Genomic DNA, 13,204 nt, shown 5'->3' with positions numbered 1-13,204 from the left:
TCAGCATTCGGATCCCCGGCCCACCCCGGAGCGAGAATGCGTCTTCGTAGCCTGTTCACCACCGCGGTCGTGAGCGCGGCGCTCGCCGTGCCCGCGGTCGCCGCGCCGCAGGCGATCGCCGCACCCCGGGACGCGGCACCGCCGGGCTGTGACGCCACCGACGCCGAGATCTACGCGGCGCCGCCCGCCGCGGTGCCGGGAAACCCGGGTGACCTGCTCGCCTGCCGGCCGGTGAAGCTGACGAACATCCCGGGCGACGTCCCGATGCAGGCGTGGAAGGTCCGGTACGTCTCGACGGACGCCAAGGGCGCAAAGAACGTGGTGACGGGGACGGTCGCGATCCCCGACGCCCCCTGGACGGGAGACGGATCCCGCCCGACCGTCGCGTTCAACCCCGGAACGCTCGGCTCCGGCCTCCAGTGCGCGTTCTCCAGGCAGCTCGCCGGACAGTACGTCGACATGTACGAGGGCGGGAACCTGCAGCTGTTCCTGCACGCCGGCTACGCGGTCGCCGCGACCGACGGCGTCGGGTACCTGAACGGGCAGGTCCACACGTACATGGTGGGCGCCAACGCCGGGCACGCGCTGCTGGACGCCGTCCGGGCGTCCCGCGGGATCCCGGGCGGGACGCTCAAGGCGGACGGCGACGTCGGCATCTCCGGCTACTCCGAGGGCGGCGCCGCCGCGCTGTGGGGCGCGCAGCTCGCCGCGTCCTACGCCCCGGAGCTGAACGTGGTCGGCGCGGCGGCGGGCGGCGTGCCCGGCGACCTGAAGGTGACGGCGAAGCAGCTGAACGGCAGCCTGTTCGCGGGCTTCCTCGCCGACGCGCTCGTCGGGCTGAACGCCGCCTACCCGGAGATGCCGTTCACCGAGCTGATGAACGACACGGGCGAGAAGGCCATCCGGGACGTGAAATCCCACTGCCTGTTCGGGACGCTCGCGGTGTTCCTCGGCGCGAAGGTCGAGAACTTCTCCGACGACGGGCTGACGCTGGAGCAGATCTACGCGCTGAAGGGCCCCGGCGGCGTGACGTGGGGCGAGCTCGTCGACCGGCAGCGCCTCGGCGTCGGCATCGGCACCCCCTCCTCGGACGCCAAGTACAAGATCGGCTTCCCGGTGTTCCAGTACCGGGGCTGGCTGGAGGAGATCATCCCGCACGAGACCGAGGACGCCACGCGGCAGCGCTACTGCGACGCCGGCATCAACACGACGTGGAAGAACAACTACCCGACCGAGCACCTGAGCACCGACTGGGGTGCGGCCGGGGACGTGACGAAATTCCTCGGTGACCGGTTCGCAGGCAAGCCCGCCGAGGGCAACTGCTGACCGATACCCCCGCCCGCGGGCCGGGCCGCCGGGACGACCGGTGGCCCGGACCCCGTGCCGGGGCCTCCCCGCAACCGAACATCTAAGGAGCCGTACATGACAGCGGGTGTCGCCGACGCCGGCAGCCGAACCCCGCAGCCGGACATCTCCGGTACCGTCCCGCTGCCAGAGCGCATCGCGGTCGTGGTGTTCGTGGTCGCGCCGATCATCGGGGTACTGGCGGCCGTCCCCTTCCTCTGGGGCTGGGGGCTCGGCTGGACGGACGTGGCCATCTTCGCCTTCCTCTATCCGCTCAACGCGATCGGGATCACGGTCGGCTACCACCGGCACTTCACCCACGGCGGCTTCAAGGCCAAGCGGTGGCTGCGGATCGCGTTCGCCATCCTGGGCGGGCAGGCGATGCAGGGATCGGTCGTCCGGTGGGTCGCCGACCACCGCCGCCACCACAAGTACTCCGACCAGGAGGGCGATCCGCACTCGCCGTGGGCGTACGGGCCGGGCGTGTGGGGTCTCACCAAGGGGCTGTACCACGCGCACATGGGCTGGCTGTTCAGCAAGGACAGGACGTCCCGCAGCAAGTACGCACCGGACCTGCTCAGGGACAAGGACATCCGGTTCCTGTCCCTCGACCCGGTCTACGCCGTGATCGTCCTCTCCACGTTCCTCGTCCCGATGGGGCTCGGCGCGCTGCTCACCCTCTCCTGGCACGGCGCCCTCACCGCGCTGTTCTGGGGCGGCCTGATGCGGGTGTTCGCCGGCGAGCACGTCACGTTCTCGATCAACTCGATCTGCCACGTGTTCGGCAGGGAGGACTTCAAGACCCGCGACAAGGCCCGCAACGTGTGGTGGCTGGCGATCCCGTCGTTCGGCGAGTCCTGGCACAACCTGCACCACGCGGACCCGACGTGCGCCCGGCACGGCGTCCTCAAGGGGCAGATCGACATCAGCGCCCGCGTCATCTGGATCTTCGAGAGGCTCGGCTGGGTCTGGGACGTGCGCTGGCCCGACCACGAGCGCCTCGCCTCCCGCCGCGTCCCCCGCGGGCGCGGCCTCCGCGACGGGACCGCCCCGGACGCCGCCGCGGACCCCGTCTCCTCCTGACCCGCCTCCCCGTACAGGAGCCACGAAGCATGACCGAACTGCCCGCCCTCGACCGGACGCCCCTCATCGAGCGGCTGTCCCGGTTCGCCAAGGACTTCCCCGACGACCGCGCCTACACGTTCATGGACTACATGAAGGACCCGGACGGCGTCGCCCTCCACGTCACCTGGGGCGAACTGGACAGGCGCGCCCGCTCCATCGCCGCCGCGATCCGCCGCGCCACCGAGCCGGGGCGGCGGGTGGCGCTGCTCGCCCCGCAGGACCTCCACTACGTCACCGGGTTCCTCGGCGCGATGTACGCCCGCGTCATCGGCGTCCCGCTGTTCTCGCCGGACCTGCCCGGCCACGGCGACCGGCTCCTGGCCGTCTACCAGGACGCCGAACCCGACGTCGTGATCACCACGAGTGCGTCGCTGCCGCACGTCAGGGCGTTCCTGGCGGACAACAGCGTCGGCGAACCCGCCGAGATCATCGTCGCGGACCAGGTGGACGGGACGCTCGACTGGACGCCCGAGCCGATCGACCCGGACGACGTCGCCTACCTGCAGTACACCTCCGGTTCGACCCGCACCCCCGCCGGCGTGATCATCACGCACGGCAACTTCGCGACGAACGCCGAGCAGCTGTGGCGGACGTTCGAGGGCATCCCGCGCGAGTCGTCAGGCGTGAACTGGCTGCCGGTGTTCCACGACATGGGCCTGGTCACCACCGTCGCGCTGCCGCTCGTGTACGGCAACCCCGGCGTGATCATGGACCCGGTCGCGTTCATCATGCGTCCCGTCCGCTGGCTGGAGCTGCTCAGCGCGCAGAGCCACGCGTTCACCGGCGGCCCGAACTTCGCCTACGAGTACCTCACCGCGCAGGTCACCGAGGAGGAGAAGAAGGGCCTCGACCTCAGCGGCGTGCAGGTCTTCATGAACGGCGCCGAGCCGATCCGGGAGAGCACGCTCAGCGGGTTCTACGAGGCGTTCAAGGACTGCGGGCTGAAGCCCGAGGCGCAGGTGTGCGCCTACGGCCTGGCCGAGGCGACCGTCTACGTGTCGGCGTCGTCGCGTTTCCGGGAACCGACGCGCCAGGCGTTCGACCACGAGCGGCTCCGCCGCGGCGCCGCCGAGCCGTGCGCCGCCGACGCGCCCGGCGCGATCCAGCTGATCGCCTGCGGGACGTCCTACGGCCAGCACGCCGTCATCGTCGACTCCGAGACCGGCAACCGGCTCCCGGACGGGGAGGTCGGCGAGATCTGGGTGCACGGCCCGAACGTCGCCGCCGGCTACTGGGGGCGCCCGGAGGCCACCAGGGAGACCTTCCAGGCACGGCTCAACGACCCGGGCGACCTGCCCGCCGGGCCGTGGCTGCGCACCGGCGACCTCGGCGTCCTGCACCGGGGCGAGCTGTTCGTCACCGGCCGGATCAAGGACCTGGTCATCATCGACGGCCGCAACCACTACCCGCAGGACATCGAGTTCACCGTCTCGGGCGCCCACAAGGCCATCCGCCCCGAGTACACCTGCGCCGTGTCCGTCGACGTGCCCACCGACACCGGCGAGACCGAGGGCCTCGTCGTCATCGCCGAGCGGAACCGGCGGGTGCCGATCGCGCTGCTCGACCCGGACGAGGTCGCGCAGTCGGTGCGGACGGCCGTGAAACAGCAGCATGACCTGCGCGTCCACGACTTCGTGCTGATCGAGCCCGGCGGCCTGCTCCGCACCAGCAGCGGGAAGATCGCGCGGTCCGCCTGCCGTCTCGCCTACCTCGACGAGACGCTGCCGACCACGGAGGTGCCCGCCAGGACCGAGTGACCCGGGCTCACGCCTCCTCGCCGGCGTCCCGCAGCCAGACGGGAAGCAGCAGCATCAGCTCCAGCCGCAGCGCCGGGTCCTCGATGTCGTAGTCGAAGATCTCGTGGAGCTGCGCGAGCCGGTACCGGACCGTCTGCGGGTGCACGCTCAGCGCCTCCGCGGCGTCGGTCGCGTTGAAGCCGTGCTTGAGGCACTCCAGCATCGTGACCGCCAGCCGGCCGCCGCGGTGCGGGCCGAGCGCGGTGAGCGGCGTCAGCCTGCGCCGCGCCGCCGCCTCGGCGAGCGTCCAGCCCTCCTGCAGCAGCAGGTCCGGCATGTGCCGGTCCGCGTGGACGAGGACGCCGGTCCGCCGCGCGCTCCCGTTCACCCGGGGACCCGGGGCCGGTGCGTGCCCGAGCCGCCCGGCGGCCATCAGGTCGAGCGTCCGGTGCGCCCAGTGCAGGGAGATGCCCGCCTGGTCCGCCGGCACCGACGGCCCGACCGCGCCCGTCCACCCGCCGAGGGTCGCGGTGAGCCGGTCGGACCCGCCCGGGCGGTCCGGGTCCGGCATCACCAGGCACGGCCGCCCCCGGTCGAGGCCGCTGAGCAGTCCCGGCGGCAGCCCCGCCGGGCCCTCCCCGCCACTGCCGGGACGCGGGGTCAGCACGATCACCGCCAGCCGCTCCGGCAGCGCCCAGCCGGCCAGGTTCGCCTGCTCGGCGACGATGTCCTTCGGTGCGGGCGGGTCGGACAGCAGCAGGCTCAGCAGCCGGCCGCGGCGCTGCTCCCGCTCGCCCGCCGCCTTCTCCCGGGCACGCGCGTAGCCCTGCGCGGCGGCGGACGCCAGCAGATCCAGGTACGCGAAGTTCACCTCGGTCAGCGAGATCGCCAGCTCGCGCGGCTTCCTCAGCCGATCGGCCTCCCGCGACAGGTACCGCCAGGCCGTCCGGGACGCGATCCGCAGCGCGTTCTGCAGATGCTCCAGCGAGCGTCCCTCGACCGCCTCCCCGTACCCGATGTCGAAGAAGACCTGGTGCACTTCCTGCCAGGACGCGTCCGGATCGGCGATCATCTGGACGAAGTGCCCCATGCCCCGCTCCGCCGCGATCCGCATCGCATCGATGTAGACGGGATCGTCGGGCCGGGCGTACTCGGGAACGTGCCGCAGCACCCCCTCGACCATGATGTCGGCCAATGCCGCAAGGTGCGGCCGCATCCACTCCGCCTCTTCGCGCGGGACGTCCCTCCACGGCTGGGCCGACAGCTCGTCCCCGGAGGATTTCACATGCACCTCGGTCAAGAGTCACCTCCGGAGTGGACGCCTGGGCCGCCAGGCTAGGCACATCCCGCCCCCCGCGACACTCACTTCGGTGATAAACCCACCCGGCACCCCGAACGGCTACGGCCCGAGGGCCGTGTTCAGGCCCCGCTGGTCGTTTCGGGTGCGGGCTGACGGGTACCGGCGCAGCGGAGGTCGGGCGATGGATCATGAAGCGGTGCCCGCCGGGGACGGGCGGCGGCGGATCGCGCGGACGGATGTGCTGCTCTGCGATCCGCGGCTCGCGCGGGCGGAGGAACGGCTCGGCCGCGGGGTCGTGAAGGCGGCCCTCGTCGCGGCACAGCGACGGGCGAGGGCGGGGGAGATCCCGCCGGACGCGGTGGCCGACGCGGCGGTGGAGGCGTTGCCGGCGACCGCGTCCGGGCTGCGTCCCGTGATCAACGCGACCGGCGTCCTGCTGCACACCAACCTGGGGCGGGCGCCGCTGTCGGACGCCGCGCGGGACGCGGTGGCCGTGGCGTCGCGGGCCACCGACGTCGAGCTGGACCTGGAGACCGGCAAGCGGGCGAGGCGGGGACGGTCGGTGCTGGCCGCGCTGCTGGAGCGGGTGCCGCAGGCGGAGGCGGCGCACGTCGTCAACAACGGGGCGGCGGCGCTCGTGCTCGCCGCGACCGCCCTCGCGGGGGACGGGGAGATCGTGATCAGCCGCGGCGAGATGGTGGAGATCGGGGACGGGTTCCGCATCCCCGAACTGCTCGCGGCCACGGGCGCGCGGCTGCGGGAGGTCGGCACGACCAACCGGACCACGCCGGACGACTACGCGGCGGCGGTCGGGGACGAGACCGGCTTCATCCTCAAGGTGCATCCGTCGAACTTCCGCATGACGGGTTTCACGCAGGACGCCGGCGTCGCCGAACTGACCGGGCTCGGTGTGCCGGTCGTCGCCGACATCGGCTCCGGGCTGCTCGCGCACGAGCCGCTCCTTCCGGACGAACCCGACGCGGCCTCGATGCTCAAGGCGGGCGCGCACCTGGTCACGGCCAGCGGCGACAAGCTGCTCGGCGGGCCGCAGTGCGGGCTCGTCCTCGGACGGGACGACCTGGTGCGGCGGCTGGCCCGCCATCCGCTGGCGCGGGCGCTGCGGGTGGGCAAGCTGACGCTCGCCGCGCTGGAGGCCACCGTCCGCGGCCCGCGCACCCCGACGGACGCGGCCCTGCACGCGGACGCGGCGGCGCTGCGGGAGCGGGCCGGGCGGCTCGCCGCACGACTGCGGGACGAGGGCGTGGACGCGATGGACGTCGAGAGCGAGGCGGCGGTCGGGGGCGGCGGCGCGCCCGGCGTCGTCCTGCCGAGCGCGGCGGTGTCGCTGCCCGGCGGGTACGCGGCGCGGCTGCGGCGGGCGGCACCGGCGGTGATGGGACGCGTCGAGGACGGGCGCTGCCTGCTCGACCTGCGCTCGGTGCCGCCGGGTCAGGACGACGAGATCGCCGGGGCGGTGCGGGCGGCGGCGCGATGACGCACGTCATCGCCACCGCGGGCCACGTGGATCACGGCAAGTCCACGCTCGTCCGCGCCCTCACCGGGATGGAGCCCGACCGGCTGGAGGAGGAGCGGCGGCGGGGCCTGACGATCGACCTCGGCTTCGCCTGGACGACGCTCCCCGGCGGCGGGCGGGTCGCGTTCGTGGACGTCCCCGGGCATGAGCGCCTCGTCGCGACGATGCTGGCGGGGGTCGGGCCCGTCCCCGGCGTCATGTTCGTGGTCGCGGCCGATCAGGGCTGGCAGCGGCAGTCGGAGGAGCACCTGGCGGTCCTGGACGCGCTCGGCGTCCGGCACGGCCTCCTCGTCGTGACGCGCCGCGACCTCACCGGCGAGGCGGCGGCGAACCGGGTGCGGGACGACGCGCTCGCCCGCATCGCGGCCACCTCGCTCGGCAAGGTCGAGGCGGTCACGGTCAGCGGCGCCACGGGCGAGGGCGTCGACGGGCTGCGGGACGCGCTGGAGCGGCTCACCGGGTCGCTGCCGCCCCCCGACGGCGAGGCCGATGTCCGGCTCTGGGTCGACCGGGTCTTCACCATCCGGGGCCGGGGCACCGTCGTGACCGGGACGCTCGGCGCCGGGACGATCCGCGTCGGGGACCGGCTCGCCGCCGGCGGCGGGCTCGTCCGCGTGCGCGGGCTGCAAAGTCTCAAGGAGGACCGGGAGACGGTCGGCGCCGTCGCCCGCGTCGCCGTCAACGTGCACGGCGGCACGGGGGACATCGGCCGGGGCGACGCCCTGCTGGCGCCGGGACGCTGGCTCGGCGCCGACGTCATCGACGTGCGGCTGCGCGGCGACCCGGCCCGGGACCTGCCGCGCGAGCTGGTCCTCCACGTGGGGTCGGCGGCGGTGCCGGTGCACGTCCGCCCGCTCGGCGACGACACCGCCCGGATCTCGCTGCGGCGGCCGCTGCCGCTGCGGGTCGGAGACATCGCCCTGCTGCGCGACCCCGGACGCCACCGCGTCCCCGCCGGGGTCACGGTGCTGGACGTCCGCCCCGAGCCGTTCACCAGGCGGGGCGCGGCGGCGGCCCGGGCACGGGAGCTGGCCCCCCTGACCGGGCGCCCGGACGGCGCCGCCGAGCTGCGCCGCCGCGGCCTGATCAGGCGGACGGACCTGATCGCGATGGGCGTCCCCGTCTCCAGCGAGCCCGTCGCCGGTGACTGGGTCGCCGACCCCGGCCTCTGGGACGAACTGCGCAAGCGTCTCGTCGCGGTCGTCGAGGAGCACGCCGCCGCCGACCCGGCCGACCCCGGGATGCCCGCCGAAGCCGCCCGAAGGGCCCTCGGCCTGCCCGACCGCGCGCTCCTGGACGCGCTCGCGGCCGGGCTGCGGCAGCGCGACGGGCGGATCTACGGCCGGGCGACCGCGCCCGAGCTGCCCCCGGCCGTCCGGGCGGCCGTCGACGCCGTCCGCCGCGAGCTGGCCGAGACCCCGTTCCGGGCCCCCGACGCGAACCGCCTCGCAGAACTGGGCCTCACCCCGAAGATGCTCGCCGCCGCGGCCGGGGCCGGCGCGCTCCTCAGAATCGGCGACGGGATCGTCCTGCTGCCCGGCGACGACGCCCGCGCCGCCGCGCTGCTCGCGGAACTCGGCGACACGTTCACGCTGAGCGAGGCGCGCCGCGCCCTCGGCACCACCCGCCGCGTCGCCGTCCCGCTGCTGGAGCACCTGGACGAGCGGGGCTACACGGTCCGCGTGGACGACCTCCGCCGGCGCTGCACAGGAAGGACGACATGACCCAGGCCGAGACGACCCAGCCTGCCACGAACCAGCCTGACACGAACCAGCCTGAGATGACGAAGAGGCTGACCGGGTACGCGCACGGCGGAGGCTGCGCCTGCAAGATCCCGCCGGGTGAACTGGAAGACGTCCTCGCGGGCCTGGGGGCAGTCCCCGCGTCCCCGAACGGAGAGCTGATCGTCGGCCTCGAAACCGGCGACGACGCGGCGGTCGTCCGCGTCCCCGGCTCCCCGGGCCGCCTGGCCGCCGTCGCCACCGCCGACTTCTTCACCCCCGTCGTCGACGACCCGTACGACTGGGGCAGGATCGCCGCCGCGAACGCGCTGTCGGACGTGTACGCGGTCGGCGGCCGTCCCCTCGTCGCGGTGAACCTGCTCGCCTGGCCCCGCGCCGTCCTGCCGTTCGAACTGGCACGGGAGGTGCTGCGCGGCGGCCTCGACGTCGCGTCCCGGGCGGGCTGCCACGTCGGCGGCGGCCACAGCGTGGACGACCCGGAACCCAAGTACGGCATGGCCGTCACCGGAGTCGCCGACCCGGCCCGCCTCCTGCGCAACGACGCCGGCAGGCCCGGCGTGCCGCTCACCCTCACCAAGCCGCTCGGCATCGGGATCCTGAACAACCGGCACAAGGCGACCGGCGAGGTCTTCGAGCACGCCGTCGCCGCCATGGTCGGGCTGAACGCGGCCGCGTCCGCCGCCGCACTGGACGCCGGGGCCGTCTGCGCCACCGACGTGACCGGCTTCGGGCTCCTCGGCCACCTTTACAAGATGGCCCGCGCGTCCGGCGTCACCGCCGTGGTCGCCGCCGCCGCCGTCCCCTACCTGGACGGCGCCCGCGAGTCCGCCCGCGCCGGATACGTCAGCGGCGGCACCCGCCGCAACCTCGACTGGGTCGCCCCGCACACCGACTTCGGCGATGCGGGCGAGGAGGAACGCCTCCTCCTCGCCGACGCCCAGACGTCCGGCGGCCTCCTCATCGCCGGCGAGATCCCCGGCGCCCCCGTCATCGGCGAACTGATCCCCGCCGCCGCCCACCCGCTGATCGTCCGCTGACCTGAGGCGTGCCGCCCCCATGGCACCGCCGACAGGGGCGGCATGCCGCGGTGACCGTCGTCCGGTCAGACCTCGGTTCCGGTGTCGCCGGTGATGCCGGCCCGGTCCCGGTACTCGCGGACCAGGGCCGCCGCCGCGGGGCCGCGAGGGCGGCGGCCCGGGCGGATGTCGCACGACAGGGCCTTCGCCTCCTGGATGTGCGTGTTCGGGTCGAGGACGAGATGCAGCAGCTCGTTCGCCGCGTCGCCCGTGGTGTAGCCGTTCGGGCCCCAGTGGTAGGGCAGGCCGACCTGGTGCAGGGTCCGCCCGTCCACGGTGAGGGGCTGCATCCGCCCGGTCACCATGACCCGCGCCTCCACGACGGCGCGCGGGCTGACGATCGTCGCCCAGCCGCCGTGCTCCAGTCCCCGCTTCGCCGCCAGCTCAGACGAGATCTCGCAGAAGAACTCCGGCTGGAGCTCGGCCAGGTACGGCTGCCACCGCGACATCCCGCCCGCCGTGTGATGCTCGGTGAGCCGGTACGTCGTCGCCACGAACGGGTACACGTCCGCGCCCGGCGCGTCGCCGCTCGGCGCCGACCGGTTGTCGGGATGCGGCGGCAGCAGATGCCGGACGGGATTGCGCTGCTGCTTGTACAGCGGATTCGTGAACGGCGACTCCTGCGGCTCGTAGTGCGTCGGCAGCGGGCCGTCCATCAGCCCGGCCGGGACGTACAGCCACGCCTTGCCGTCCGCCTGCATGATGAACGGGTCGGTGCCGGCGAGCGCGTCCGGGCCGGTCGCGTCATCCGGCGGCTCGTAGTCCGGCGGGCGGTCGGCGACGAAGTCGGGCACGTCGTGGCCCGTCCACTCGCCCTGCTCGGCGTCCCACCACACGAGCGCCTTGCGTTCGCTCCACGGGTTGCCCTCCGGGTCGGCGGACGCCCGGTTGTAGATGATGCGGCGGTTCATCGGCCACGCCCACCCCCACTCGGGCGCCACCCAGTTCTGGTCCCGGCCCGGCTTGCGGCGCGCCGTCTGGTTGACGCCGTCCGCGTAGCAGCCGCAGTAGATCCAGCAGCCGCACGAGGTGGACCCGTCGCCCTTGAGCTGCGTGTAGGACGACAGCGGGTTCCCGTCACCGTCGTAGCCGTTGATCTCCGCGAGAACCGCCTCGGCGTCCGGCTCGTCCAGGTCGCCATGCGTCGGGTAGTCCCACGTGAGGTCGAGGACCGGGCGGTCCATCTCGTCGGGCGAGCCGGCGAGCTTCTCCCGGATGATCCGGCCCAGGTGGTACATGAACCACAGGTCGCTGCGCGCGTCCCCGGCCGGCTCCACGGCCTGGTGGTGCCACTGCAGCATCCGCTGCGTGTTGGTGAAGCTGCCGTCCTTCTCGGTGTGCGTCGCGGCGGGCAGGAAGAACACCTCGGTGCCGATGTCCTCGGTGCGCATCTCGCCGGTCTCGATCTCCGGGCCGTCCTTCCACCAGGTCGCGGACTCGATCTGCGAGAAGTCGCGGACGACGAGCCAGTCCAGGTTCGCCATCCCGAGCCGCTGGACCTTGGCGTTCGCCGACCCGACGGCCGGGTTCTCGCCCATCAGGAAGTAGCCCTTGCACACCCCGTCGATCTGCGCCATCGCCGTCTCGTACGTGCTGTGCGACCCGGTCAGGCGCGGCAGATAGTCGAAGCAGTACTCGTTGTCCTCCGTCGCCGCGTCGCCCCAGTACGACTTCAGCAGGCTGACCATGTAGGCGCGCATGTTGCCCCAGAAGCCCTTGCGCGCCGACTCGCCCTGGACGAACGACTCCAGATCCAGGTTCGTGTGCGCGTGCGGCATCGGGATGTACCCGGGAAGCAGGTTGAACAGCGTCGGGATGTCCGTCGAGCCCTGGATGGACGCGTGCCCGCGCAGCGCCATGATGCCGCCGCCCGGACGCCCGATGTTGCCGAGCAGGCTCTGCAGGATGGCCGCCGTCCGGATGTACTGGACGCCGACCGTGTGCTGCGTCCACCCGACCGCGTAGGCGAACGCGGTCGTCCGGTCACGGCCGGAGTTGTCGGCGACCATCTCGCACACCTTGAGGAACTGGTCCCGCGGGACGCCGCAGATCCGCTCGACCATCTCCGGCGTGTACCGCTCGTAGTGCCGCCTGAGCACCTGGAACACGCACCTAGGGTGCTCCAGCGACGGGTCCCGCTCGGGGTGGCCCTCGCCGATCGCCGCGCCGCCGGACCCGTGCGCCTCACCGCGTCCCGCCTCCGCGACGGCCCGGATGCGGTCCTCGTACTGCAGGTCGCGCTGCCCGGCGGCCGACTGGACCTGCATGCCCTCGTACTGCCACGTCGTGTGGTCGTAGCTGCGCCCCTCCCGGTCCAGGCCGGAGAAGACCCCGTCCAGGTCCTCGGTGTCGCGGAAGTCCTCTGTCAGGATCGTCGACGCGTTGGTGTAGGAGACGACGTAGTCGCGGAAGTACTTCTCGTTCTGCAGGACGTAGTTGACGATCCCGCCGAGGAACGCGATGTCACTGCCCGCGCGCAGCGGGACGTGCGCGTCCGCGAGAGCGCTCGTCCGCGTGTACCGCGGGTCGACGTGGATCAGCTTGGCGCCGCGCGCCTTCGCCTCCATCACCCACTGGAACCCGACCGGATGGCACTCGGCCATGTTCGAGCCCTGGATGACGATGCAGTCCGCGTTCTGCAGATCCTGCTGGAAGGTGGTCGCGCCGCCGCGTCCGAACGAGGTTCCCAGACCGGGAACGGTGGAGGAGTGTCAAACACGCGCCTGATTCTCGATCTGTACCGCGCCGAGCGCGGTGAACAGCTTCTTGATCAGGTAGTTCTCCTCGTTGTCGAGCGTGGCGCCGCCGAGGCTCGCGATGCCCAGCGTCCGCCGCACCCGCAGCCCGTCGTCGCTCTCCCACTGCCAGCCGTGCCGGCGCGCCTCGATCACCCGGTCGGCGATCATGTCCATCGCCGTGCCGAGGTCGAGCCGCTCCCAGTCCGTGCCGTGCGGGCGCCGGTAGAGGACCTGGTGTTCGCGGGCCGACCCGGTGGTCAGCTGGAGGCTCGCCGCGCCCTTCGGGCACAGCCGCCCCCGGCTGACCGGTGAATCCGGGTCGCCCTCGATCTGGGTGACCTTGCCGTCCTGGACGTACACGTCCTGCCCGCAGCCGACCGCGCAGTACGGGCAGACGGATTTCACGACCTTGTCGGCGGTGCTCACCCTCGCTTCGAGCCGTTCGGTGCCCGCGCTCTTGGCGGCCGCCCCCCGGCCCAGCGGATCGTCGCCGGTGAACTGGCGGTAGACGGGCCATGACCCGATCCATCTGCGAACGCCCACGTCACACCGCCCTTCTCACCTCGGCGCGGCCTCCACCTACCCGCCGCCCCGCCCGTGAAACACGGC

At 73.2% G+C, this 13,204-nt stretch carries 8 protein-coding genes; 6 read left to right on the top strand and 2 right to left on the bottom strand.

All coding sequences use genetic code 11. From position 1 onward, the window contains the following. The first annotated feature begins 36 nt into the window (after nucleotides 1–36). The 3 genes from ACGFK0_RS18270 to ACGFK0_RS18260 all read left to right on the top strand — a co-directional run bounded on the left by ACGFK0_RS18270 (nucleotide 37) and on the right by ACGFK0_RS18260 (nucleotide 4,226). Nucleotides 37–1,326: a lipase family protein gene (locus tag ACGFK0_RS18270; RefSeq protein WP_392906137.1), complete on the top strand. Its 1,290-nt coding sequence runs from the start codon at nucleotides 37–39 to the stop codon at nucleotides 1,324–1,326. Between the two features lie 96 nt (nucleotides 1,327–1,422). Next, nucleotides 1,423–2,427, top strand: coding sequence for an acyl-CoA desaturase (locus ACGFK0_RS18265; RefSeq protein WP_392906136.1), 1,005 nt, complete (start codon nucleotides 1,423–1,425; stop codon nucleotides 2,425–2,427). 29 nt (nucleotides 2,428–2,456) lie between these two features. Further along, complete coding sequence (locus ACGFK0_RS18260; RefSeq protein ID WP_392906135.1) at nucleotides 2,457–4,226, top strand: fatty acyl-AMP ligase; 1,770 nt, start codon at nucleotides 2,457–2,459, stop codon at nucleotides 4,224–4,226. A 7-nt stretch (nucleotides 4,227–4,233) separates the two neighbouring features. Here ACGFK0_RS18260 and ACGFK0_RS18255 read toward each other — a convergent pair whose 3' ends face one another. After that, nucleotides 4,234–5,496, bottom strand: coding sequence for a PucR family transcriptional regulator (locus ACGFK0_RS18255; protein ID WP_392906514.1), 1,263 nt, complete (start codon nucleotides 5,494–5,496; stop codon nucleotides 4,234–4,236). A 190-nt stretch (nucleotides 5,497–5,686) separates the two neighbouring features. Here ACGFK0_RS18255 and selA point away from each other — a divergent pair, with 190 nt between their 5' ends. Genes selA through selD form a run of 3 tightly spaced genes read left to right on the top strand, consistent with a single transcriptional unit; the run spans nucleotide 5,687 to nucleotide 9,818 of the window. Next, nucleotides 5,687–7,000, top strand: a complete 1,314-nt coding sequence (selA, locus tag ACGFK0_RS18250) for an L-seryl-tRNA(Sec) selenium transferase (RefSeq protein WP_392906134.1) — start codon at nucleotides 5,687–5,689, stop codon at nucleotides 6,998–7,000. Then, a complete protein-coding gene (locus ACGFK0_RS18245) occupies nucleotides 6,997–8,763 on the top strand; it encodes a SelB C-terminal domain-containing protein (RefSeq protein ID WP_392906132.1) in 1,767 nt (588 codons plus the stop codon). The genes selA and ACGFK0_RS18245 overlap by 4 nt, the downstream gene beginning before the upstream one ends. Next, the gene (gene selD / locus ACGFK0_RS18240; RefSeq protein ID WP_392906131.1) at nucleotides 8,760–9,818 is read left to right on the top strand and encodes a selenide, water dikinase SelD; all 1,059 of its coding nucleotides are present in this window, start codon (nucleotides 8,760–8,762) and stop codon (nucleotides 9,816–9,818) included. Before ACGFK0_RS18245 ends, selD begins: the two co-directional genes overlap by 4 nt. 65 nt (nucleotides 9,819–9,883) lie before the next feature. On the opposite strand, the gene fdh is transcribed toward selD, so the two are convergent. Next, nucleotides 9,884–13,138, bottom strand: coding sequence for a formate dehydrogenase (gene fdh / locus ACGFK0_RS18235; RefSeq protein ID WP_392906129.1), 3,255 nt, complete (start codon nucleotides 13,136–13,138; stop codon nucleotides 9,884–9,886). Nucleotides 13,139–13,204 lie beyond the last annotated feature (66 nt).

Origin of the sequence: Spirillospora sp. NPDC048823 (assembly GCF_043198445.1) — a bacterium.
Taxonomy (GTDB): domain Bacteria; phylum Actinomycetota; class Actinomycetes; order Streptosporangiales; family Streptosporangiaceae; genus Spirillospora.
This window is presented reverse-complemented; position numbering and strand designations above follow the sequence as displayed.